A 23,766-nucleotide genomic window follows, 5' to 3' on the forward strand; every position below is an offset into this window, starting at 1 on the left:
GCGGCACACCCGGGGCGCGGCCCGAGGAGTTCTCGGGAGCGCCGGGCGGCGCTGCGTGACGGCCCTCAGCTTGGCGAGGGGTGGCCGATCACCGCCACCCGGCCCGGCGACTTGGCGGTATTCTGGGTCGTCCCAGGCTCTGACCAGGGAGTTTTCCCGCCCGGCGGAGCACGCTGGGGGCCACTGGAGCCGGGGCGAGTGGGGGAGGACGTAGCGCATGGCGCCGTGGAAGGTACTTCCGGAGCACCTCGATCCGCAGGCCGGACGGCTGGTGGACCGGCTGCGGAGGCTCAAGGACGCCACCGGGCTCAGTTTCACGGCCCTGGCCGCGAGGACGAGTTACAGCCGTTCTTCCTGGGAGCGGTATCTCAACGGCCGCAAGCTCCCGCCGGCCGACGCCGTCACCGAACTGGCCGCCCTCGCGGGCGCCGACCCCGACCGCATGCTCGCCCTGCACGCCCTCGCCGCCCAGACCTGGCCGGGCCCGCAGCCGAAGGACACCGCCGTACCGGGTACGTCCGGTGCCGCGCCGGAGCCGGAGGAGCCCGCCTCCGAGCCGGCCGCCCCCGAAGCTGCTGCTGTCGCCCCCACTCCGGCGGAGCCGGACACCCCCGCCTCCGTACCGCCCGTTCTCATCGGCGAGCCGGCCGACCCGGCCGAGCCCGCCCGGGCGCGTCCGGCCCGGCGTACCCTGCTGGCCGCCGGTGGCGCCCTGGTCGTCGTGGCGGCCGTCCTGACCGTCGTCCTCACGCTGGTCCTGCCCGGGCGGGGCTCGGCCGGGGCCGGTGAGGAGGAGCACCGCCGGGTCGCCGCCGAGGAGTTCGCCTTCAAGCCCGACCGCACCTACGACTGCGACATCCACCGCTTCCAGGGCCGCCTCTACGCCGGGCACAGCGACACCGAGGACGCCCTGCTCCAGCAGATATCGACCACCTGGGACGTGGTCGAGGCGCAGTGCCTGCTGGAACACCGCGGGTACCGCATCGGCGGAATCGACGGCGCCTACGGGGCCGCCACCGAACGGGCCGTCAAGCGGCTCCAGGACAAGGAAGGTCTCGTCGTCGACGGGATCATGGGCCCGCACACCTGGGAAGCGCTGCGGCGATGAGCGGCGAACTCCCCCTGGAATGCGCCCACCTCGCCCGCGAACTGGCCGGACTGCGCGCCACCACCGGGCTGAGCCTCGCCGGGCTGGCCGCCCGCACCACCGCCAGCAAGTCCTCCTGGCAGCGCTACCTCGGCGGCACCCAGATCCCGCCGCCGGAACTCGTCACCGAGCTGTGCGCCCTCGCCGGTGAACCGCCTGCCCGCCTGCTGGCCCTGCGCGAACTGGCCGAACTCTCCCGGCGCCACCCGCCGTCCCGTCCCGAGCCTTCCGCGCCGCCCACTCCGCCCGCGCCTGCGGAGCCGAGCCAGGAGACCGGGCCCGCCACGGGCGAGGAGCCGCCCGCCGCCGGCACCCCGGACGCCGGGCGGCCCCACGCACCCCCGGCCGAGCCCGCGCCCGTCCCCTTCTTCCGCCGCCGCAAGGTCGCCCTCGCCGGGGCCGGGGCGCTGGCGACCGCCGCCATGGTGGCCGGCGCGCTGTTGCTCGGCGGGGCCGGGGAGGAGCCGGAGGACTCCGGGCTCTGGCCCGGCTGCGTGGGCGAGCGGTGCCGGGGCAAGGACTCCCAGTCGCAGGGCTGCGGGCTCAAGGGCAGCGGGATGCGGACGGTGGCGGAGCGGGAGTTCGGCAGGCAGACGGTGGTCGAACTCCGGTACAGCCCCTCGTGCCGGGCCAGTTGGGTGCGCGTCCGGTTCGGCGCGATCGGTGACCGCATCGAGATCACCGGGCCGGACGAGGAGAGCCAGTCCGCCGAGGTCGCCGACAAGTTCGACGCGCAGAACTACCTGCCCACCCCGATGCTCGCGGGCGGCCCCGAGGGGATGACGGCCTGCCTCGTCCGGGCGGGCAGCGGGGAGCGGCACTGCTTCGGGCGGTGACGCGCGCGGTCGGCGGGCCGGCCGCCCCGCTGCCGGACTACCGCGTGACGGGCTCCTTGATCATCGCCATCAGCAGCGCGTGCGTCTCGGCGTCCGCCGCCACCACCAGCCCCCGGCCGCCCGGCCCGGCCGGGGCGCCGTCGACCACGACACCGGCGCCGATGCCGGTGGAGGCCTTGACGAAGACGAAGGCCCGGCAGCCGGGGTGGCGGGTGCGCTGCTCGCCGAGGGCACGCCCGCAGCCCTCAGGCATGGGCGGGCGCCACCCCGCTGGCACTGCTGGCGAGCCTGGAAGGACGGACTCCGGGTCAGTTGTCGGAGTAACTGAAGTCGCCCACGGTCCACGCGCTGACATCCTCGATCGCCACGCGGTACATTCCGCCGGTCTCGGGGATGCCCACCGTGCCCTGGAGAATCCGCGCCACGTGGAAGTGCAGGTGCCGGGGCGGGCCGTCCGCGGGCCGCTCCTCGGTGAAGACGGCGGCGAACGCGCCCAGCTGCGCCGAGTCCGCCAGGACCTCCGAGACGCGTTCGCGCCACACGGCCTCCGGAGCCAGCCGGCCCGTGATGACGGTGCCCCCCGTGACCACCGTCAGAGACATCTGGTTGCTGCGCCCGGACTCCACCAGCGTGGCGAGGTCAACGAGCAGTGCGTCAGTCTTCGACATGAAACCCGAGTCTAATCGGCCCGCCGGGCGGCGGCCCGCTGCCGGGACGCCTCGTAGAGCACCGCGGTCGCCGCGTTGGCCGCGTTCAGCGAACTCGCCGCACCCGCCATCGGAATGCTCACCGTGACGTCGCACAGTTCCCGCCACGACCCCGCCAGACCCGAGGTCTCGTTCCCCACCAGCAGCAGCACCGGCTGGGTGAAGTCGAAGTCGTAGACGTCCGCGTCCCCCTTCTCGTCGGTCGCCACCAGCACCAGCGGCAGCCCCGCCGCCCGCCGCCGCTCCACCCACGCCATCACCTCGGCGGGCGAGGGCACCCGCACGGTCGGCAGGGAGAACAGCGACCCGGTCGTCGCCCGCACGCTCTTCGGGTCGTACACGTCGGCGGCATGCCCGGACACGATCATCCCGTGCGCCCCGAACGCGTCCGCCGACCGGATGATGCTCCCGATGTTCCCCGGACTGGTCGGCCGGTCGAACAGCACCCCCAGAAACTCCGGCCCCGCCTCGATCCGCTCCAGATCGTCCGCCGGCACCTCCACCACGGCCACGACCTCGGGCGCGCCGCCACTCTTCTCCCCGAGCTCCGCCATCAACTCCGGCGCCAGCGCCACCCGCTCACCCTCGGCCGCCCCCAGCAGCTCCCGCGCCCACCCCGACAGCTTCCGGCTGTCGTCGTACAACAACGCCCGCACCCGCCACCCGTACTCCACGGCCAACGAGATCGGCCGCACCCCCTGCACGAGAAACTCCCGCAGCTGATTCCGCTTCTTCCGGTTCCCGAGCAGGGCCTCCCACTGCTGGAACCGGGCATTCCGCGACGTGACCCGCTGCACCGACGGCATCCGCCCTCCCACATGATCGACAACGAGGATGCGAACCCGACCTCCGCGGAAGGCGCACCAGCGAATCCGAAAGCGTACCCGGGCCCCGCCCGCGCTCCGCACACGGTGAGCGCTCAATCGGCGACGTCGACCCCGTACCCCCGGGCGAGAGCGGCGAGGCCGTGGTCGTACCCCTGCCCGACCGCGCGGAAGCGCCAGACGGGGCCCCGGCGGTACAGCTCGGCGAGGAGCAGGGTGCGTTCGCTGGTCGCGGCGTCGAGGGTGGCCCGCGCCGACGGGGCGGCGGCGCTGCCGCCAGGGGCGAGGGCCACCTGGACCGCGCCGACGTCACCGAAGGCCAGGTCCCCGTCGACGGCGGCCGCGACGACCACCTTGTGCGCGGACGGCGGCAGCGAGGCAAGGTCGACGGCGATGGTCTGTTCGGCGGGGCTGCCGGTGAGGAGGCGGACCGTGCCGGCCGGGTTCTCGGGAGCGCCGTAGAACACGAAGTCCTCGTCGAAGGCGACCTGTTCGTCCTCGTCGAGCACGAAGGCGACGACATCGACCTCGCCGTGGACCGGCTGCTCCCAGGCGGCGGTGACGTGGCAGGTGGGCGCGGGCGTGCCGGAGGGCGGCGCGGGCAGATCCACGACGCCGCCACGGGGCAGGACGAGGGGAGTCCGGGAGCGCACGGCTGTCGCCGGCTCCTCGGCCGGCCGCACGGCGGTCAGGGCTGCAAGGGCGCCGGTGCCGGTGGGCTCGCCGAGCCACTGCGCGTCGCGCACGGGTATCCCCAGCTCCACGACGCGCCGCATGCGGCGGTCGCGCTCACCGCCGGCCAGGACCACGACGGCGGTGACGCTGCGCGACAGGTTGACGGCGGCGGAGCCACCCCGCTCGACGACGCGCGTACGGGCGGCGGCCGCCTCGGCGTGTGGTCCGCCCAGGACGAGTACCCGCTGCCCGGCGAGCGGCCCACCGGCAGCCACCGGCTCCGGACGGCGGGGTGCCGGTACGGGGAGCGCGGACGCGGACGGCCTCGGCGCGGGGGCCTGGTGCGACGTCCCGGCCCGCACGTCGCCGAGCAGCTTCAGGAAGGTGTCCTCGTCGATCACGGGAACGCCTTCGGCGTCGGCCCTGCGTACCTTCGTCGAGTCGGATGCCGGTTCGTTGGTGACCAGGACGCTGGTGCGGTGGCTGACGCAGGTCATCATGTTCAGCCCGGCCGCGACTCCCCGGCCGGTCAGCTCCGCCCGGGCCAGGGTGGTCTCACCGCTGACAGCGATCTTCATCCCCTGCCGGAGCGGCCCGCCGGGTGTCAGCCGGCCGGGGTTGCGGTAGGCGCACGGCGTCTTGGGCGGCTTCGGGGTGAACTGGGACTCCGCCCGGGGAGGACAGGTCACCAGCGGCAACGGCAGAGCCAGCCGCTCGGCCTCGCGCAGCGACGCCCGCAGGACCCCGGCGAGCACCCGCGTGTCGTCCAGCGCGTCGTGTGCCCGCCGCTGCGGTACGCCGTAGTGGGCGGCGAGCGTCCCCAGCTTCAGGTCCTCCGTCGGCGGGTCCACCTGGCGGCTCAGCGCCAGCGTGCAGAGCCGCTGCGACACCGGCAGCCACCTGCGTGCCCGCGCGAACTCGTAGGCGAGGAAGTCGTAGTCGAACTGGGCGTTGTGGGCGACCAGGACCCGGCCCTGGAGCATCGCCGCCATCTCCTCGGCCACTAGGTCGAAGGTCGGGGCGCCGAGCAGCCGCTCGGTGGTCAGTCCGTGGATGTCCACCGGGCCCGGGTCGCACCCGGGGTTCAGCAGGGTGGAGAACTCCCCGGTCCGCTCACCGTCCGGACCGACCGTCACCACCGCGACGGACAGCACCCGGTCGCGGCGGGCGATGAGCCCGGAGGTCTCCACATCGACGAGTGCCCAGTCGCGCGCGTAGTCGCCCATGAGGCGCTCCTCCCACCGGTATGCCGAACAGCCTCTGAGGAACGAGAAGCCCCTCCTGGACAGGAGGGGCGTGTGGAGCAAGCTGTGCGCCCCCGGCAGGACTCGAACCTGCGGCCAAGCGCTTAGAAGGCGCCTGCTCTATCCACTGAGCTACGGGGGCCGGTGCGGTGTGCCCGGCGGTACCGGGTGGTCCGGGGGCTGCGGCCGGGGACAAGGATAGGGCTCCGGTCGGGCTGGCCCGGTTGCTTCACGCGCGTGGCATGATGTGGAGGTTCGGTGAAGCACAGCGATAATCGCAGGTGAGTGCCGATCGCGCAGTTCTTTTGGCGCCTTGTGCGGCGGGTGTTGTGCACTCGTTATACCTGCGACACCTGGAGATCTGACCTTTCCTGTCATACGGGGGCGATCGGGAGCGGTGGCCGGGGGTGTCAGCGTCCCATCCGCAGGCCGTCCTGCTCCGCGCCCCGGCTGAGTACGGCCTTGCGGACGGCGGCCAGGGCGGCGGTGTCCTCGGGGGCGGGGGCGGGCCGTTCGGTGGCGCGGGGGAGGTTGACCAGGCGGAGCGGGTCGTTGGCCATGCGGTGGGGGATGTACTCGGCCGAGGTCACCTGCCAGGCGGCGCCGGCTGTGCGGGGTGCGGTGAAGGTGAAGCGGGCGGCTGAGCCGAGCTGGCCGCGCGGGTCGGTCATCTCGCCCGCGACCTGGTCGCCCATGCCGTAGACGACCCAGGTGCCGTTGACCTTCTCGTACGCCTGGGGGACGTGGGCGTGGGTGCCGAGGATGAGGTCGATGTCGCGGCGGCCCTGGCTGCGGGAGGCGGTGAGCTGCTGGGCGACCTCGCGTTGCTGCCGGTCGGGGGCCTCCTGCCACTCGGTGCCCCAGTGGACGCTGGCGATCACCACGTCGGCGCCGGCGGCGCGGGCGGCCCGGGCGTCGGCGACGACCTGCTCCGGGTCGAGCTGGTCGACGAGGAAGGGCTTGCCGGGCGGGACCTCCTTGTTGGTCCAGTGGACGTAGGAGAGGTGGGCGACGCGGGCGTCCCCGGCGCGCAGCAGGAGGGGGCGGACGCGGTCCTCGGGGGCGCGGGCGGTGCCGGTGTGGGCGACGTCGGCACGGTCGAGGGCGTCGAGGGTTCTGCGGACGCCTTCCTCGCCGTCGTCCATCGCGTGGTTGGAGGCGGTGGAGCAGGTGTCGTAGCCGGTGCTGCGGATCGCGCGGGCGATGTGCGGGGGCGTCTTGAACAGGGGGTAGCCGGTGAACGGCCCGTAGTCCTCGCCGACGATGGTCTCCAGGTGGCAGACGGCCAGGTCGGCGCCGTCTGTGACGGCGCGGGCGCCCGCGAGCATCGGGGCGAAGTCGTACCGTCCGTCGTTCTCCGGTGCGAAGGGGTCCGGTCCCGCGTCCCGGTCGGGCACGCCGGAGGCGTCGGCGGCGGCCTGCCGGATCACCGCGTCGTGGGCGAGGATGTCGCCGGTCGCGACCAGGGTGAACCGCCCGGGCGCGGGTGCCGGGGGAGCGGCGGCGCCCGGCCGGGGCGCGGGCGGTCCGGGCTCGGCGCAGCCCGCGGCCAGGGCGCCGAGGGTGAGCGCCGTGGCGAGGGCGGCGGTGCGGCGCGGGAGCGTCCGGCGGTGGGGCGAGGGCATGGCCTGCTCCGTGGGGGTAGAAGGCATTACCTCCATTTATGTGATGATCCGACAGTGCGCCATGCGCAGAGCGCCGGTGTCTCGGCACAACGGAGCAGCGGAGTCACCCGGGAGGCGGGGCGGCCGGGGGTGCGCCCGTTCCGGGCCAACCCTTCCTGGCGGGGGGATTCGGTCGAGGAGTGGTGCCCGTTCCGCTCGGTCCGGACATATCGGCGCGCACGCCCGCCTAGGGTGTGCTGGCTGTACGTTCACTCCTCGTCACTCGGTGTGTGTGGGGGGTCGGGGTGTGCTTATCAGGGAGTTGTACGTGTCGAAGAAGAAGCTGTGGCTGCGCGCGGCCGCCTCGGCCGGTGTGCTGACGCTGGCCCTCACCGGGTGCGGCGGGTCCGACGAGGGGGACGGCGCCGCCACCACCGACAAGGGCGGGTCCGTCTCCAAGGAGCAGGACAAGGAGAAGGCCGAGGAGCAGCCCGAGGAGGAGAAGGGCGGCGGCGAGCTGGCGGCCGGGGAGAAGGCCACCAGCGAGTTCGACGAGGACGGCACCAAGGTCACGTACGAGATCGTCGCGCAGAAGGTCGACGTCGGTACGGCCGAGGACACCGAGAAGCTGGTCTCGGACCCGAAGAAGGCGGCGGGGCTGGTGCCGGCGGTGGCGCACGTCGAGTTCACCGTGAAGGACGGCGGCCCGGTCGCGGACTACCCGGACGTCGGCCGCGAGATCGAGGTCTACGCGGACGGGCAGCGCGGCACGATCCTGATCGGTGCCGCCGACGACGCCTCCGGCTGCGAGAAGAGCACCGACGTCAAGGACTGGAAGGCCGGCGAGAGCCACGTCCTCTGCGACACCTACATGGTGCCGGAGGGGGCGAAGGAGCTGACCGTCCAGTGGGCGGCCGACAGCGACGCCGAACCGTTCATCTGGAAGTTCGCGAACTCCTGAGCACGCGGCCGGGCCCGCGCTCCCCGAGGGGGCGCGGGCCCGGCGCTGTCCGAGGGGGCGGTCGGCTACGGGTTGATGTCGATCGTGAACGTGCTGGTGTCGTTCTTCACGTGGTGGTTGCCGTTCATGGTGAGGCCGTGGATCGTGACCTCGCCGACGGCCGGGCCCTGCCCCGTCTCCGGCATTTCGTTGGCTCAGAGGCCGAAGCCGGACGTGGCGTCGAAGGCGTCACCGGACTTCTTCGCGCCGGTGATCGAGATGTCGCTGAGGACGGTGTCCTTGATGGGGAACTGGGGCTGTCCGCCGACGTCGTTGGTCTGGAACATGATGCCGCTGTACATGGGGTCGACGATGTCGGCGTTGTTGGTCCGGATGCCCTGGAAGACCTTCGAGGCGGAGAAGAGTCAGTTGCCGGGGAAGGTCTGCGAGCCCCAGAAGTGGCCGCCGGTGCGGACCAGGGAGACGTTCTCGATGGTGGTCGGTTCGGTCCCGAAGCCGCTCATCGCGGCTCTCCTTCGTGGACACCCCGGTCTCAGCCGTGGGAGGGAACGAAGCTCGCGGAGCAGGGCGGGAAATGTCGGTTCGCCGCCAGGGCGGACTGGTTCGCATCCTCCAACCGCCGGCGTTTCGTCACGAGCCGGCGCGTTACTGTGTGCGTCGTGCAGGCCACCCCGGTGAGGCGGGCTTTCAAGTACCCCTTCTAGCCGTCCGATGCGCAGGCGGCTGAGCTGTCGCGCACGTTCGGTTGTGCGCGGAAGGTTCACCACCTGTCTCTTGCCGCGCGTACGGAGGCGTGGGCGCGGCAGGAGCGGGTGAACTACATCCAGACGTCGGCGATGCTGACCGTCTGGAAGAAGACCGAGGAGCTGGCCTACCTCAACGAGGTCTCCGCCGTCCCGCTGCAACAGGCTCTGCGGCACCTCCAGACGGCGTTCACGAACTTCTTCGGCAAGCGGGCGAAGTGTCCGCGGTTCAAGTCGCGGAAGAGGTCGCCGAAGTCGGCTGAGTACACCACCAGCGCGTTCCGGTTCCGGGGTGGGAAGCTGACTTCGGCGAAGATGGCGGAGCCGCTGGACATCGTGTGGTCCCGCCCGCTCCCCGAGGGCGCGCAGCCGTCGACGGTGACCGTGTCGCAGGACGCGGCGGGACGCTGGTACGTGTCCCTGCTGGTCGAGGACCCAACGGTACGGCCGCCGGCCGCCGGTACGGCCGCCGGCCGCCGAGGCGGGCAGAGCGGGCAGGCCGAGGAGCAGCAGGGAGGCGGTGTCCAGGGCGGGCGCCGTCCTCCGGCCTGGTCTCGGGAGACGGCCGGGGGAGGCCGGGGGTCTGGGGCTGGCGGGCTTCAGCAGGGGGTGTTCCTCTCCGCGGGGCCTCGGACGCGGGTGCGCCCGAGGGTGGCTCGGGTGGTTCCTTCGTGCAGAGCGGGGGCGCGCCGGGCCTTGCCGGGCGGGGCCGCTCGGCCCCCACCACCTGTGCCGGTGCTCGGTTCTTGCGTTCGGCCATCGGAGAATTACAGAGACGTGTGCGCCGGTGCGCCGGTCTACAGAGCTGGCGCGAGTTAATACCTCACCGGCCCCCTGGTCCCGCCTCCCGGGCGACAGCCACGCAGAAAAGCCGCATACGCTTCAAAACAGCGCCAAAATTGGGCATTCTTCGCTTGTGGTGACCTTGGACGTACGGCCTCAGCTCCTGGACGCTCTCTCCGCCCTGCGCGACCGCGTCGCCGCCGCGCGCTTCCCGCTACCCGTGCCCGGCGCCCCCCGAGCCCGCGTCAACCGCGACGAACTCCTCGCCCAGCTCGACGACTACCTGCTGCCCCGCCTCCGCGCCCCCGAGGCGCCCCTCCTCGCGGTCATCGGCGGCTCCACCGGCGCGGGCAAGTCCACCCTGGTCAACTCCCTGGTCGGACGGCAGGTCAGCGAAGCGGGCGTGCTGCGCCCCACCACCCGCACCCCGGTCCTCGTCTGCCACCCCGACGACCACCACTGGTTCGGCACCGGCCGCGTCCTGCCCGGCCTCGCCCGCATCCCGCACCCCACCCGGCACCACGGCGGCCGCCCCGGCCCCGACCTGGACGAGGACGACGACACCGGCCGCACGGACACCCCCGTCCTGCGCGTCGAGACCGCCCCGACCCTGCCCCGCGGCCTCGCCCTCCTCGACGCCCCCGACATCGACTCCCTGGTCACCGGCAACCGCCTGCTCGCCGCCGAACTCATCACCGCCGCCGACATCTGGGTCATGGTCACCACCGCCGCCCGCTACGCCGACGCCGTCCCCTGGCACCTCCTGCGCACCGCCAAGGAACACGACGCCACCCTCGTCAGCGTCCTCGACCGGGTCCCCCACCAGCTCGTCGCCGAGGTCTCCCGGCACTACGCCGCCCTCCTCACCAAGGCCGGACTCGGCCACGTCCCCCGCTTCACCGTCCCCGAACTCCCCGAATCCGCGGGCGGCGGCGGCCTCCTCCCCGCCACCGCCGTCGCCCCGCTCCGCGCCTGGCTCACCCACCGCGCCCAGGACCCCGACGCCCGCCGGCACGCCGTCTCCCGCACCGCCGAAGGCGCCCTCGACTCCCTCCGCGCCCGCATGCCCGAACTCGCCTCCGCCGTGGCCGCCCAGTACGCCGCCGCCCTGCGCCTCGCCGGCGCCGTCGAGGACGCGTACGCGGGCCAGTACGACCGGCTGCGCGCCCGGCTCGACGACGGCGAGGTCCTGACCGGCGACGCCGTCAACCGCTGGCGCAGCTTCCCCCTCGACTGCACCGGCACCGAACTCCTCGACTCCCTCGTCGACGGCCTCGTCTCCCTCGTGCTGTGCGCCGTCACCGCCGCAGACGCCGCCGTCGACGAGGCGTGGCGCGCCGAACCCGCCGCCCGCGCCGAACCGCTGGCCGCCGCCCCGCCCGACCACGCCGCCGCCGAGCACCGCCTCGGCATGGCCGTACGGCGCTGGCGACGCGTCATGGACGAGTACGTCGAGGACGAACTGCGCGGCCACGAACGGGCCACCGCCCCCGAACCGGAGACGGTCGCCGGGCTCCTCGGCACCGTGCTGCTCGGCGGCCGCCGGGGCCGGGCGGCCGGCGAGGAACTCGCCGAACGCGTCGGCGCCCAGGGCGCCACCCGCCTGCGCGACCGGGCCGGACGCCTCCTCGACGAGTACCTCGACCGGGCCGTGCACGCCGAACGCGACCGGCGCCTGGCCGCCGTCGAGAACCTCGGGGTCCACCCCGAGCCGCAGGCCGAACTCATCGCCGCCCTGTCGGCCCTTCAGAAGGAGAGGTGACGCGAGGGTGACCAGCACCACCGACCACACCCAGCAGACCAGGGAAGCGGAGGAGGCGCGGGAGGGCGAGGGCACCACCGGGACCGGGCCGGACGCGGGCTCCGGGGCCTGGGACGACGGGCTCATCGCCCGCCGCGCCGCGGCCGCCTCCGCCACCGCGGGCGGACAGCCGGTGGTGCCCCTCCTCCCCGCACCCCACACCGGCACGCCCGCCTCCGGCCCGGACGGCGCCGACGACGACCTCACGGCCCGCCTCGACGCCCTGCGCGAACTGACCGGGCTCTCCCGGCCGCGCGTCGACGCCGCCACCCTCGCCGAGGCCGGCCGGGTTCTCGACGACGCGGCCGCCCGCCGCCGCCTCTCCCGCAGGCACACCGTCGTCGCCCTCGCCGGAGCCACCGGAAGCGGCAAGTCCACGCTCTTCAACACCCTCGCCGGAGTGACCATCTCCGACACCGGCGTCCGCCGCCCCACCACCTCCGCCGCCCTGGCGTGCAGCTGGACCGACGGCGCCGCCGGACTCCTCGACCGCCTGGAGATCCCCGGCCGCCTGCGCCGCCGCCCCGTCCAGGGCCCCGACGGGCCCGGCCCTCTCGACGGCCTGGTCCTCATCGACCTGCCCGACCACGACTCGGCCGCCGTCGAACACCGCGCCCAGGTCGACCGCGTCCTCGCCCACGTGGACGCCGTGATCTGGGTCGTCGACCCCGAGAAGTACGGCGACGCCCTCCTCCACGAGCGGTACCTGCGCCCGATGGCCGGGCACGCCGAAGTCACCTTCGTCGTCCTCAACCAGGTCGACCGGCTCCCCGAGGACGCCGCCGACCAGGTCCTGGACGACCTGCGCCGCCTCCTCGACGAGGACGGCATCGCCCTCGGCGAGCACGGCGAGCCCGGCGCCACCGTCCTCGCCCTCTCCGCCCTCACCGGCGAGGGCGTCGGCGAACTCCGCGACTGCCTCGGCCAGCTCACCTCCGAACGCCGCGCCGCCGCCCGCCGCATCGGCGCCGACCTCGACGCCGCCGCCGACCGGCTGCGCCCCGCCTACGTGCCGACCGGCCGGGTCGGACTCAGCGAGGAGGCCCGCGAGGAGTTCGCCGACCGCCTCGCCGAAGCCGTCGGCGCCGCCGCAGCCGGCCAGACCGCCGAACGCGCCTGGCGCCGCAACGCGGGCCGCGCCTGCGGCACCCCGTGGCTGCGCCTGTGGCGCTGGTACGAGGCCCGCCGCACGCCGGGGACCGCCGAGCGGCCCCCCGGCGGCACTCCCGGCGCCGAGGCGACCGCCGCCCGCCAGCGCGTCGAACAGGCCGTCCGCGTCGTCGCCGACGAGGCCGCCTCGGGACTCCCCACCCCCTGGGCCGACGCCGTACGGGAGGCCGCGGCGCGCGGCGCCGACGGCCTGCCCGAGGCGCTGGACGGCCTCACCGCGCCCGAGCCGGCCCCGGCCCGCCCGCCCCGGCCCGGCTGGTGGCCGGTGGCGGTGCTGGCCCAGGTGTCGATGACCCTCCTCCAGGTCGTCGGCGGCATCTGGCTCCTCGGCCAGGTGCTCGGCGTGTTCACCCCCGACCTCCTCCCGCCGGTCCTGCTGATGGTCGCGGGCATTCTCGGCGGCCCCTGCGTCGAGTACGGCAGCAGGCTGGCCGCCCGGGGGCCCGCCCGCCGGTACGGGGCCGACGCCGAACGGGCCCTGCGGGACGCGGCGGCCGGTTGCGGACGGGCCCGCGTCCTCGACCCGGTCGCGGCGGAACTGCTGCGGTACCGGGAGGTGCGCGAACAGTACGCGCGGGTGCTCGACCCGGTCGGCGGGGACGGCGCGCGGGGACGCGCCGGCGGCAGGCACGTCCGGGTGACGGAGTTGTCCACAACCGGCCGGTAACCCACAGGTCCCGGCGGGCCCCTTGCGGCCCGGCCAGAGTGGGCGGTGCGCGGGACACCGGTCCCGCGCACCGGTGGGCAGGTGACGGCGCGGGCGGTCCGCGCGGCCTCCCTCCGCACCTGGCGGGAGTGGACGAGGATGAACGAGACGATGGTCACCGTGGTCGGCAACGTGGCGACCACGCCGGTCTACCGCGAGTCGGCGCACGGCCCCATGGCCCGCTTCCGGATGGCGGCCACCCCGCGCCGCTGGGACCGCGAACGGCAGAGCTGGACCGACGGGCCCACCAGCTTCTTCACCATCTGGACCACCCGGCAACTGGCCTCCAACGTCACGGCGTCGGTCACCGTCGGCGAGCCCGTCATCGTCCAGGGCCGCCTGCGCGTCCGCGAGACCGAGCGCGGTGGCCAGCAGTGGACCACCGCCGAGATCGACGCCGCCTCGGTCGGCCACGACCTCACCCGGGGAACGGCCGCCTTCCGCCGCGTGCGCAAGCCCGTCGGCACCTGGCCGGGCGGGACGGCCACCGAGGACAGCCGTTCCGCCGCGGCGGCGCAGCGGGCGGCGGGGGAGCCGGACTGGAGCGTGAGCGGGGTGGGGGCTGGTGGCGAATGGGGAGCTGGGGGCGAGGGCGGTGGTGCTGGTGGGGAGAAGGCCGAGGGCGGGGAGGGGGCTGAGGTCGTGGACGGGGAGCCGGAAGGAGAGGCGGAGACGGAGGGGGTGTCGCCTGGGCGGGGGGAGTCTTGAGGCAGGTGTCGGCTCACCCGAGCCGAATCCGGTCCCGCACCTCCGGCCGCACCTCGAACCCTGCCGCCCTGTACGTGGCGACGGCTCCCGCATAGGAACTCGGTGTGCACACGCGGGCGCTGGACGAGCCCAGCTTCCGCAGCGCGGACGCCCCGGCCACGGTGATCGCCCTGCCGTAGCCGCGGCCGCGGTGGTCCTCGTGGACGCCCATCGGCTCGACCAGCCCCGGCCTTCCCGGCCCGGCGGACCACACCGTCACGACCGCCGCCACCTCGCCCTGGTCGTCGTAGGCGCCCAGGCAGCGGGCGTCGGCGTGGAAGGGGCCCGCCGACATCGCGTGCCGGTACTCGCTCGTGGGCCGGGAGGTGTGGAACGCCGACCGCAGGACGTCGGCGAAGTCCTGGGCCTGATCAGGGCCGATCGGTGCGATCCGTACGCCGGGGTCCGCCACGGGCTCGGTGAGGTCGCGGAAGAGGGGCGTCCATGGTTCGTCGACTCCCCAGCCCTCCGTGCTCAGCAGGTCGTGGAGGAGCAGGCCCACCGGCGCCTCGACGGAGACTGCTCCAGCCGGCAGTACGCCGCGCTCAGGCAGGGAGAGGTCCTCGACGAGCCGCCGCGCCAGGTCCTCGTCCTGGAAGGCGTCGGGGGCGACCGTCATCCGGAACAGCGTCGGCGAGTCGAGCATCCCGACCGCGACGATCCGCCCGGCGCGACTCCAGGTCCGGATCACCGGGGCCGTCTCGGCCGGTCCGAACCGGTAGTGCCAGCCGATGTCCCCCGGATGCAACTGCATCGGTGCTTCGTCCCCCTGCCACTCCCGCAGCGCGGCCATGGCCTCGCATACCCCGTCGACTGTCGGCGTGCCCAGCGCAATGGTCATGGCCGGGATCAGACACAACGTTTCCGGAGGCCCGCAACCGAATAACCGGCGGCGGACGACACCCTGCGTCGGCCCCGCCGGACAGGGCCTGACGGTCCCGGGGTTCGGTCGCGTGTACGTGGCCGTGCTGATCGTCCAACTACTGCTCCCACTACGGCGACTACGCCACGCGGGCGTCGTCATCCACCTGGCCGTCTGTACGGCGACCGCCTGGTACGTCTGCCGGCTGCGGCGGCTCGCGACGGACGGGCACTGAGGGCCCTGCGCCGCGAGGATGCTTGCCCGCCGATCCCGTGCCCCATACACCCAACAAGCCCCCACCCCCTCCCCAAGAGCACCCGTATGCCGTTTCTACGCCTCTTCCCCCCGACTTCTGACGCCCCGCCAATAACGATTCCGACGCGGATCGATTGGGCGGAGGCTCTCGTGGGCAAGGCCCTGGTTTCGCCTCCATAGGATGCCCGGCATAGCTCACGGGGCACTTGATTCTGCTGGCGGGACGACTTCCCCCCTCGTGAACGCGTCCTGCCCGGAGGGGAATTGCATGTTTTCTGTTAGAAGTCGGGCTGTTTCGCGCCTGGCGGCGGCGACCGTTGCCTCGGGCCTGGTCGCGGCGGGTGTCCTGACCGGAGCCGGGACCGCGGTGGCCGACGAGGCGGCGGCCGGGCACCCCGGTGGCGCCTCCGCCACGCTGAGCGGACTGAAGACGTACGACCAGGCCGTCATCCGCGGGGAGGGCCGCGACCAGAAGGTGTCCGCTGGGCTCTTCGAGATGGTGGTCGACGGCGGCGGCTCGCTCCAGACGTACTGCATCGACATTCACAACCCCACGCAGAAGGAGGCCAAGTACCGGGAGACCGCCTGGGACGCGACCTCCCTCAACGCCAACAAGGACGCCGGGAAGATCCGCTGGATTCTCCAGAACTCCTACCCGCAGGTGAACGACCTCGCGGCGCTGGCGAGCAAGGCCGGTGCGGGCGCGCTCACCGAGAAGACGGCGGCCGCCGGTACGCAGGTGGCCATCTGGCGATACTCGGACGGTGCCGACGTCGAGGCGCTCGACCCGGCGGCCGAGAAGCTCGCCGACTACCTGGAGCAGAGCGCGCAGGCGCTGGCCGAGCCGAAGGCCTCCCTGACCCTCGACCCGCCGGCCGTCTCCGGCAAGGCCGGCGAGAAGCTGGGCCCGGTCACCGTCCACACCGACGCCGACAGTGTCAGCGTCACCGGCCCGGCCGACGCCGCCGCCGGCGTCACCGTGGTGGACGAGGCGGGCAAGCCCGTCACCGAGGCCGCCGACGGCAGCCGCCTCTTCTTCGACGTGCCCGCCGCCGAGGAGGGCGCCGAGCACAGCGGCAGCGCCGCGCTGACCGTCCAGGCGTCGACCACCGTCCCGGTCGGCCGTGCCTTCGCCTCGGACACCAAGAGCCAGACGCAGATCCTGGCCGGTTCCAGCGAGTCGACCGTCTCCGCGACGGCCACCGCGCACTGGGCCGGCAAGGGCGCGATCCCGGCGGTCTCCGCCGAGAAGAACTGCTCCGCCTCGGGCATCGACCTCACCGCCTCCAACCAGGGCGACGAGGACTTCACCTTCGAGCTGATGGGCGTCGAGCACACCATCGCCGCGGGCAAGACGCAGACGGTCACGGTCCCGCTCAAGGAGGACCAGGCGTACGACTTCACGATCACCGGCCCGAACGGTTTCGAGAAGCGCGTCACCGGCGTCCTCGACTGCAAGACCGCCGGTGAGACCGGTGCCGGCGACGGCCGGCCGTCCAGCGAGCCCAGCCCGGCCTCCGCGGGCAGCACCCCGGTCGGCGGCGCCGGTGAGGACCTGGCCGCCACCGGTGGCTCCAGCGCCACCCCCGTCATCGGCGGCATCGCCGTGGCGCTCGTGGTGATCGGCGGCGCGACCGTCTTCCTGCTCCGCCGCAAGAAGGTCGCCACCGAGAGCTGATGTGATCCCGGCGCCTCACCCGCGCCACCTGGTGTCCGCCGCCGTCCCGGCGCGCGGCGGGCATCGCGGGACCCTGCCCTGACCTGGGTTCCGCGCCCCGGCGCCGGGGTCCGTCCTTCCGACGGACCCCGGCGTTCCGCTGGTGCCGGCGTGCCCGTCCGGGAGCCCCGGGCCCGTGCCGGACCGCGCGTCCGCCGTGATACCCGTTTTCGCCGTGCGCCGCCGGTGCGGCAAGATGGGTGTATCTGCCCTCACGGCGGAGCTGACCACCCACACGCCTGATCCAGACTGCCGGACGGTTTCTCTTGGCTGAGTACATCTACACCATGCGCAAGGCGCGTAAAGCGCACGGCGACAAGGTGATCCTCGACGACGTCACGCTGAGCTTCCTCCCGGGGGCCAAGATCGGCGTCGTCGGGCCCAACGGTGCCGGTAAGTCGACGGTGCTGAAGATCATGGCCGGGCTGGAGCAGCCGTCCAACGGCGACGCCTTCCTCTCCCCGGGCTACACCGTCGGCATCCTGCTCCAGGAGCCGCCGCTCGACGAGTCGAAGACGGTCCTGGAGAACGTCCAGCAGGGCGTCGCCGAGACCAAGGGCAAGCTCGACCGGTTCAACGAGATCGCCGAGCAGATGGCGACCGACTACTCGGACGCGCTGCTGGAGGAGATGGGCAAGCTCCAGGAGGAGCTGGACCACGCCAATGCCTGGGACCTCGACGCCCAGCTGGAGCAGGCCATGGACGCCCTCGGCTGCCCGCCCGGCGACTGGGCCGTCACCAACCTCTCCGGTGGTGAGAAGCGCCGCGTCGCGCTCTGCAAGCTCCTCCTTGAGGCGCCGGACCTGCTCCTCCTCGACGAGCCCACCAACCACCTCGACGCCGAGTCGGTGAACTGGCTGGAGCAGCACCTCGCCCAGTACCCGGGCACCGTCGTCGCCATCACCCACGACCGGTACTTCCTGGACAACGTCGCGGGCTGGATCATGGAGCTCGACCGCGGCCGCGCCATCGGCTACGAGGGCAACTACTCCACCTACCTGGAGACCAAGCAGACCCGGCTCAAGGTCGAGGGGCAGAAGGACGCCAAGCGCGCCAAGCGCCTCAAGGAAGAGCTGGAGTGGGTCCGCTCCAACGCCAAGGGCCGCCAGGCCAAGTCCAAGGCCCGCCTCGCCCGGTACGAGGAGATGGCGGCCGAGGCCGACAAGATGCGGAAGCTGGACTTCGAGGAGATCCAGATCCCGCCGGGCCCGCGTCTGGGCAGCATGGTCGTGGAGGTCGAGCACCTCAGCAAGGCGTTCGGCGACAAGGTCCTCATCGACGACCTCTCCTTCACCCTGCCGCGCAACGGCATCGTCGGCATCATCGGCCCCAACGGCGCCGGCAAGACCACGCTCTTCAAGATGATCCAGGGCCTGGAGGAGGCCGACTCCGGCTCCATCAAGGTCGGCGACACGGTCAAGATCAGCTACGTCGACCAGTCGCGCGCCAACATCGACCCGAAGAAGACGCTGTGGGCCGTCGTCTCCGACGAGCTCGACTACATCAACGTCGGCCAGGTCGAGATGCCGTCCCGCGCCTACGTCTCCGCCTTCGGCTTCAAGGGCCCGGACCAGCAGAAGCCGGCCGGCGTCCTCTCCGGCGGTGAGCGCAACCGCCTCAACCTCGCGCTCACCCTCAAGCAGGGCGGCAACCTCCTCCTCCTCGACGAGCCCACCAACGACCTGGACGTCGAGACGCTCTCCTCGCTGGAGAACGCCTTGCTGGAGTTCCCCGGCTGCGCCGTGGTCGTCTCCCACGACCGCTGGTTCCTGGACCGCGTCGCCACGCACATCCTGGCGTACGAGGGCAACTCCAAGTGGTTCTGGTTCGAGGGCAACTTCGAGTCGTACGAGAAGAACAAGGTGGAGCGGCTCGGCGCCGACGCCGCCCGGCCGCACCGCGCCACCTACAAGAAGCTGACCCGGAGCTGACCGCAGTGGCCCGCCACCTCTACCGCTGCCCCCTGCGCTGGTCGGACATGGACGCCTTCGGGCACGTCAACAACGTCGTCTTCCTGCGGTACCTGGAAGAGGCGCGGATCGACTTCATGTTCCGGCTGGCGCCGGGGAACGGCAGCAAGTCCTTCTCCGGCGGCTCCGTCGTCGCCCGCCACGAGATCGACTACAAGCGCCCGCTCGTCCACCGGCACGAGCCGGTGCTCGTCGAGTCCTGGGTGACCGGCATCCGCGGCGCCTCGCTGACCATCGCCTACGAGGTCAAGGACCCCGACACCGAGGAAGGACCGGGCACCGTCTACGTCCGCGCCTCGACCGTCGTCGTCCCCTACGACTTCGAGACGCAGCGACCGCGCCGCATCACCGAGGAGGAGCGGCACTTCCTGGAGAAGTACCTCCCGGAGGAGCCCGGGCCCGAGGACGCGGGCGTGCCGGGGGCGCGGACCGCGTGAGTACGGCACCACTGCGCCCGGCGGACCGCGGGGAGGCGGCCGATCTGGCCGCCTTCCTGCGCCGCCTGGTCCACTACGACAAGGCCGCCGCCGTCCGCCTCCAGCTCACCGGGGAGCGGCTGGCGGTCTTCGGCCGGCCCGCCTCGTTCGAGGTGCTGGCAGTTCGCACCGTGCTGCTCGACGACGCCCCGGCGGAGCTGGACCGCACCGTCTCCGCCGGTGAGCTGCTGGAGCTGGTCCACGCGGAGAGCGAGCCGGGCGCGCCCTTCGGCGTCCCCGAAGCGGTCACCGGCCCGCCCTGGGCCGGGGTCCTGCCACCCCGCACCGGCTGGCGGGCCGAACCGGGCCTGCCCGCCCCCGACGCGATCCGCGCCGCCGTCGCGGCCGTCGTCGCCGAGTTCCGCACCCGCACCGAGGCGCTGGCCCCCGAGAAGCGGACCCGCACGGCGCTCGACGCGATCGGCCACGAGATCTGGTCCCGGCCGCTCGGCGACACCGCCCTGCCGGTCCGCGCCGCCCACGCCGCCCACGCCATGGGCTTCCTGCGCCCGGCCCCGGTCCGCGTGCCCGCCGCCTCCGTCCCCGGCGACGGTGGCGCCCCGGCCGAGCCGTTCGCCCTGCGCTCGGCCGGCGCATGGCTGCGGCTGCGCACGCCGTACGGCTCGGTGGCGGTACGCCGCGCCGGGCTAGGGGCGTTCGGGGTCAGCGTCCGCTGACCGCGGTCCGGCGGCGGCAGCCGGTCGAGCCCTCAGGCGGCCGACCCGGTCAGCTCTCGTGCTGCTCGGGGTCCGGCCAGACCCCGAGGTGGTCGCTCTCCAGCTCCAGCAGGACGCGGTCGCGCAGGTCGAGGGCGGCCACGTGGTCGGCGGGGAGCTGGAGGCGTCCGGCGCGGTCGAGCATCGCGTACTCCCGGGCCACCACCGCCTCCTGGCCGGTGGCCGCGTCGACCTCGGTGCGGCGCAGGACCTCGGTGGAGGTGCGGCCGTCGCGGATGGCGACGGTGCGGCGGACCTCGGAGGCCACCGCCTGGTCGTGGGTGACGATGACGATGGTGGTGCCCAGCTCCTCGTTGGCGGTGCGGAAGGCGGCGAAGATCTCCTCGGCGGTGTGCGAGTCGAGTTCACCGGTCGGCTCGTCGGCGAGGAGGACCGCCGGTTCGTTGGCGAGGGCCACCGCCAGCGCCACCCGCTGCTGCTGGCCGCCGGACATCTGGTGCGGCCGCCGGTCCCGGCACTGCCCCACCCCGAGCAGGTCCAGCAACTCCTGGGCGCGGCCCGCGCGCTTGCGGGCGCCGCCGCGCAACTGCATGGGCAGCGAGACGTTCTGGGCCGCCGTCAGGTACGGCAGGAGGTTGCGGGCGGTCTGCTGCCAGACGAAGCCCACCACCTCCCGCCGGTAGCGCAGCCGCTCCTTTGCGCCCATCGCCAGCAGGTCGCACCCGGCGACGGTGGCCGCCCCGGCGCTCGGCTCGTCGAGACCGGCGAGGATGTTCATCAGTGTCGACTTGCCGCTGCCCGAGGCACCGACCAGCGCCATCAGCTCACCTTCGCGCACCAGCAGGTCCAGCCCCTGGAGCGCCTGCACCTCCACCCCGTCGGCGGAGAAGATCCGCACCAGCCGGTCGCAGGTGATCAGCGCGTTGTGCCCGTACGCCGGACGGTCCCGGCGGGCGGCGGCCCGCGCCTCCAGCTCGGCCAGCGAGACGCCGCCGGTGCCGGGCCCGGATTCGGTGGAGTGGGTCATGGTCGGACTCCCGCCTTGGATGCCGTACGGAATGGGGGACGCGCCCGCGCGGAACGGTCCCGGGGACCGGGGCGGGGCCTCACCGGCCGTCCCCGGCGCGCAGCTCGGTCGCCGCCGTGCGGCGCGCCGTCCACCAGGCCTGTGCGGCCGCCACCGCCACGGTCAGCAGGACGCTCCCGGCGGCCGGGAGCAGCAACGACCAGGCATCGGCGCGCAGTTCGGCGGTGACCGCGTCGAAGCCGGGCGGCAGGGCGAGCAGCTCCAGGCTCACCCCGTCCGCCATGAGCGCGACCGCCGCCCGGCCGACGAGCACGCACCCGGCCGCCGCCAGCACCGCCTGCGGCAGCGCCTCCAGGACCAGCAGCCGCCGGCCCTGCCGCGCGCTCAGCCCCATCGTGCGCAGCCGCGCCAGCAGCGCCGTCCGTTCCGAGGCCGACTGGAGCAGCGCCAGCAGCACGGCGAGGGCGGCGAAGGCGATGCCTGCCGCGACCGCGCCGAGGTAGAGGCGTTCGGCGCCGGACTGGAGCGGCGAGTCGGTGAAGGCGGCCCGTTCGACGCTCCGCAGGGTCAGCTCGGTGTGCGAGCCGCCCGCCTCCGTGACCTTCTTCAGCGCGGCCGTGTCCAGGCCCGAGCCGGTGGCGAGGACCAGGGTCGGCAGCGCCTTCGGCAGCTCGGCCCCGTCGATCACCAGGAACTCCTGGTCGGGCAGGGCGGGCGTGGTGGCCCGCACCTCGGTGACCTGGAGTGTGAAGGAGCCGAGCGGCCCGCCCCAGCGGTGCCGTTCCTCGCCGAGCAGTGCGGCGGTCTTCGGCGAGGCGACGGCGGAGAGGACGGGGCCGGAGTCCTTGGTGGCGGCCGGGCCCGGCGGCGTCTCGCGCAGCGCCTGCGCGTCGAAGGCACCGAGCCCGGTCTCCCGGGTCAGCCGCGCGTACCCGTCGGGCTCGACCACGGCCAGCGCGACGGTGGTGCCGTCGGGCAGGGAGAGGCTGTAGTCGAGGTGGACGGCGGTGGTCCGCCGTACGCCCTCCACGGCGGCGACCTGGTCCGCGAAACCGTCCGGGAGCGGCGCCCGGCTCCGCTCCACGCGGGCGTCGGCGCCGGTGGCCAGCAGGGCGGCCCGGTCGCGGGCGTCGTCGATCCCGGTGAGCACCGCCCCGCCGAAGGCCGCCGTGGTCAGCGCGGTCAGCACCGCGAGCAGCGGCAGCACCTGCGCCGGTGAGCCGCGCCCGGTGCGGGCCACGGCGAGGAAGCCGAGGGCGCCCCGGGTCCGGGCGAGCGGCCGCAGCGCCAGGCGCAGCGGCAGCGGGTAGAGGCGGACCAGGACCAGCGCGGCCATCACCGCGACCAGCACCGGCGCGGCCGCGACCAGCGGGCTGATGCTGGTCGCGGCCACTTCGGTACCGCCACCACGCAGAGCGAGGACGGCTCCGGCGGCGAGGACCAGCAGGCAGAGTTCGGCGACGGTACGGCGCCGGGAGGGGCGGGCCAGCACCAGGTCGCCGCGGGCCTCGTGGACGCGGGGCGTGCGGTGGGCGAGGGCGGCGCGGACCGGCAGGGCCAGGCAGGCGAGGGCGGCGACGGCGGCCGAGGCGGCGAGCGAGGGCCAGACGCGGGCCTCGGGCAGCAGCAGCCAGGCCAGCGCCTGCCCGGCGGCGGCCGCCGGGAGCACCACCACGGCGGTCTCGGCCAGCAGCCGCCCGGCGATCCCGGCGACGGAGGCGCCACGGGCCCGCAGCAGGGTCAGTTCGGGGCGCCGCCGGGCCGCGGTCAGCGCCTGCGCCATCAGCAGCACCACCCCGGCGACGGTGCCGGCCCCGACGAGGGCGACGGCGGTCACCGAGGAGACGGCCCGGCTGAGCCCGGCGAAGGCGTCCACCGCCCCGTCGAGCCCGGTGCTGACCGCGGCGCCGGAGGCGACCTCGCTCCGCAGCGTGGACTGGAGCGGCCCGCCCTCCAGCGAGGCCAGCCCCGCCTGGAGCGCCGGCACGTCCCGCGCGGTGAGCCCGCTGGTGTCGGGGCTGATCCGCCAGTACGCCTGGGGCAGCGGGTCCAGGCCGTACAGGAAGGGGCCCGCGTCGGGGGCGAGCAGCAGGGCGGCCTGCCAGTAGTAGCTGGTGTTGAAGGGGGAGTTGCTGGGCGCGGCGAGCAGGCCGGGGGTGCGCAGGACGTCGGTGTGGGACCAGTAGGTGGTGGCGGGGGCGAGGGGTTCGACGACGCCGGTGATCTTCACGGCGCGGTCCGGGCCCTGGACGGCGGGGAGGTGGACGACCGAGCCGGGCTTCAGCCGCATGGTCTTCGCGGTGGCGCGGGTGACGACGGCCTCGGCGCTCCGGTCGGCGGAGCGGACCCCCTGGCCCCGGGGCCAGGCGCCGGCCACCAGCCGGGCGTGGTCGGTGAGGCCGTCCTGGGCGGCGACGAGGAAACGCGGCGGGAGCCCGTCCGGCCGGGGCAGGCCCGCGTCCTCGGAGGGCAGCGGCTCGGAGAGCTGCACGCCGCGCGAGCCGCGCTCCTCGGCGGGGGTCAGGGGCGCCGGGAGGAGTGCGTCGATCCGGGCGCCGACCTCGCGCAGCGCCGCCGGACGCGCCGCCTTCTCCCGTACGGGGACGGGGTGGTGCGGCGCCGGGGTGTCGGCCAGTACCTCGATCGCGCCGTCGGCCGGCCCGGCCTCGGCCAGGGCGTGCCGAAGCCCCTCCGCCTCGGCGCCCTCCACGGCGCGCGGCAGCGCCCCGGCGAGGAAGGCGGTGACGAGGACGAGCACGGCGAGGGAGAGCGCCTGGAGCGGCGCGGCCCGCAGCCGGGTGCGCACCCAGGGTGCGGCCGGTCGTACGGCCATG

18 protein-coding genes, 1 tRNA gene and 3 pseudogenes are annotated in these 23,766 nt (G+C 74.1%); 12 read left to right on the top strand and 10 right to left on the bottom strand.

The window, feature by feature from the left end; all coding sequences use genetic code 11:
* Window positions 1-217: 217 nt before the first annotated feature.
* Together OIM89_RS20930 and OIM89_RS20935 are read left to right on the top strand one after the other, a co-directional pair.
* The gene (locus OIM89_RS20930) at window positions 218-1,108 is read left to right on the top strand and encodes a helix-turn-helix domain-containing protein (RefSeq protein ID WP_030699231.1); all 891 of its coding nucleotides are present in this window, start codon (window positions 218-220) and stop codon (window positions 1,106-1,108) included.
* Complete coding sequence (locus OIM89_RS20935; RefSeq protein WP_195731011.1) at window positions 1,105-1,983, top strand: helix-turn-helix domain-containing protein; 879 nt, start codon at window positions 1,105-1,107, stop codon at window positions 1,981-1,983. Before OIM89_RS20930 ends, OIM89_RS20935 begins: the two co-directional genes overlap by 4 nt.
* A gap of 37 nt (window positions 1,984-2,020) precedes the next feature.
* Here the strand turns inward: OIM89_RS20935 and OIM89_RS20940 are convergent.
* The 6 genes and pseudogenes from OIM89_RS20940 to OIM89_RS20965 form a co-directional block, all read right to left on the bottom strand.
* Window positions 2,021-2,215 (bottom strand): annotated as a pseudogene (locus OIM89_RS20940) (hypothetical protein); the annotation flags it as partial.
* A 76-nt stretch (window positions 2,216-2,291) separates the two neighbouring features.
* Window positions 2,292-2,651, bottom strand: a complete 360-nt coding sequence (locus tag OIM89_RS20945; protein WP_030699234.1) for a hypothetical protein — start codon at window positions 2,649-2,651, stop codon at window positions 2,292-2,294.
* An 11-nt stretch (window positions 2,652-2,662) separates the two neighbouring features.
* Window positions 2,663-3,496, bottom strand: a complete 834-nt coding sequence (locus OIM89_RS20950; RefSeq protein WP_030699235.1) for a TrmH family RNA methyltransferase — start codon at window positions 3,494-3,496, stop codon at window positions 2,663-2,665.
* A 113-nt stretch (window positions 3,497-3,609) separates the two neighbouring features.
* The gene (locus OIM89_RS20955; protein WP_264491517.1) at window positions 3,610-5,415 is read right to left on the bottom strand and encodes a TerD family protein; all 1,806 of its coding nucleotides are present in this window, start codon (window positions 5,413-5,415) and stop codon (window positions 3,610-3,612) included.
* Window positions 5,416-5,502: 87 nt separating this feature from the next.
* Window positions 5,503-5,575, bottom strand: a tRNA-Arg gene (locus OIM89_RS20960).
* A gap of 268 nt (window positions 5,576-5,843) precedes the next feature.
* Window positions 5,844-7,058 (bottom strand): CapA family protein, encoded by a 1,215-nt coding sequence (locus tag OIM89_RS20965; protein WP_264491518.1) that lies wholly within the window; start codon window positions 7,056-7,058, stop codon window positions 5,844-5,846.
* A gap of 307 nt (window positions 7,059-7,365) precedes the next feature.
* On the opposite strand from OIM89_RS20965, the gene OIM89_RS20970 reads away from it, so the two are divergent.
* Window positions 7,366-7,998 carry a hypothetical protein gene (locus OIM89_RS20970; protein ID WP_030699238.1) on the top strand — a complete coding sequence of 211 codons (633 nt, stop codon included), beginning with the start codon at window positions 7,366-7,368 and terminating at the stop codon, window positions 7,996-7,998.
* Window positions 7,999-8,063: 65 nt separating this feature from the next.
* Here OIM89_RS20970 and OIM89_RS20975 read toward each other — a convergent pair.
* A pseudogene (locus OIM89_RS20975) lies at window positions 8,064-8,501 on the bottom strand (Secreted glycosyl hydrolase); the annotation flags it as partial.
* Between the two features lie 225 nt (window positions 8,502-8,726).
* Here OIM89_RS20975 and OIM89_RS20980 point away from each other — a divergent pair.
* From OIM89_RS20980 to OIM89_RS20995, 4 genes and pseudogenes are all read left to right on the top strand, one after another.
* Window positions 8,727-9,215 (top strand): annotated as a pseudogene (locus OIM89_RS20980) (RNA-guided endonuclease InsQ/TnpB family protein); the annotation flags it as partial.
* Between the two features lie 442 nt (window positions 9,216-9,657).
* Entirely contained in the window at window positions 9,658-11,286 is a 1,629-nt protein-coding gene (locus OIM89_RS20985; RefSeq protein WP_151169475.1) for a dynamin family protein, read from the top strand.
* 7 nt (window positions 11,287-11,293) lie between these two features.
* On the top strand, window positions 11,294-13,162 hold the full coding sequence (locus OIM89_RS20990) for a GTPase (protein WP_257204423.1): 1,869 nt from the start codon (window positions 11,294-11,296) through the stop codon (window positions 13,160-13,162).
* Between the two features lie 138 nt (window positions 13,163-13,300).
* Window positions 13,301-13,909: a single-stranded DNA-binding protein gene (locus tag OIM89_RS20995; protein ID WP_191835073.1), complete on the top strand. Its 609-nt coding sequence runs from the start codon at window positions 13,301-13,303 to the stop codon at window positions 13,907-13,909.
* 13 nt (window positions 13,910-13,922) lie between these two features.
* Here OIM89_RS20995 and OIM89_RS21000 read toward each other — a convergent pair whose 3' ends face one another.
* A complete protein-coding gene (locus OIM89_RS21000; protein ID WP_257380452.1) occupies window positions 13,923-14,789 on the bottom strand; it encodes a GNAT family N-acetyltransferase in 867 nt (288 codons plus the stop codon).
* 112 nt (window positions 14,790-14,901) lie between these two features.
* Between OIM89_RS21000 and OIM89_RS21005 the strand changes: the two genes are divergently transcribed.
* The 5 genes from OIM89_RS21005 to OIM89_RS21025 all read left to right on the top strand — a co-directional run bounded on the left by OIM89_RS21005 (window position 14,902) and on the right by OIM89_RS21025 (window position 19,905).
* Window positions 14,902-15,045, top strand: a complete 144-nt coding sequence (locus OIM89_RS21005) for a hypothetical protein (protein WP_157877540.1) — start codon at window positions 14,902-14,904, stop codon at window positions 15,043-15,045.
* A gap of 288 nt (window positions 15,046-15,333) precedes the next feature.
* The gene (locus OIM89_RS21010) at window positions 15,334-16,743 is read left to right on the top strand and encodes a Cys-Gln thioester bond-forming surface protein (RefSeq protein ID WP_030699245.1); all 1,410 of its coding nucleotides are present in this window, start codon (window positions 15,334-15,336) and stop codon (window positions 16,741-16,743) included.
* Window positions 16,744-17,048: 305 nt separating this feature from the next.
* Window positions 17,049-18,713, top strand: a complete 1,665-nt coding sequence (gene ettA / locus OIM89_RS21015) for an energy-dependent translational throttle protein EttA (RefSeq protein ID WP_030699246.1) — start codon at window positions 17,049-17,051, stop codon at window positions 18,711-18,713.
* 5 nt (window positions 18,714-18,718) lie between these two features.
* The gene (locus OIM89_RS21020; RefSeq protein WP_003948109.1) at window positions 18,719-19,189 is read left to right on the top strand and encodes an acyl-CoA thioesterase; all 471 of its coding nucleotides are present in this window, start codon (window positions 18,719-18,721) and stop codon (window positions 19,187-19,189) included.
* Window positions 19,186-19,905 carry a hypothetical protein gene (locus tag OIM89_RS21025; protein WP_264491519.1) on the top strand — a complete coding sequence of 240 codons (720 nt, stop codon included), beginning with the start codon at window positions 19,186-19,188 and terminating at the stop codon, window positions 19,903-19,905. Before OIM89_RS21020 ends, OIM89_RS21025 begins: the two co-directional genes overlap by 4 nt.
* Window positions 19,906-19,954: 49 nt before the next feature.
* Here OIM89_RS21025 and OIM89_RS21030 read toward each other — a convergent pair whose 3' ends face one another.
* Window positions 19,955-20,932, bottom strand: coding sequence for an ABC transporter ATP-binding protein (locus OIM89_RS21030; protein WP_030699248.1), 978 nt, complete (start codon window positions 20,930-20,932; stop codon window positions 19,955-19,957).
* Between the two features lie 79 nt (window positions 20,933-21,011).
* Entirely contained in the window at window positions 21,012-23,765 is a 2,754-nt protein-coding gene (locus OIM89_RS21035) for an FtsX-like permease family protein (RefSeq protein WP_264491520.1), read from the bottom strand.
* Window position 23,766: the final 1 nt, after the last annotated feature.

This window comes from Streptomyces sp. BI87 (genome assembly GCF_025957665.1).
In the GTDB taxonomy this organism is placed as follows: Bacteria; Actinomycetota; Actinomycetes; order Streptomycetales; family Streptomycetaceae; genus Streptomyces; species Streptomyces albidoflavus.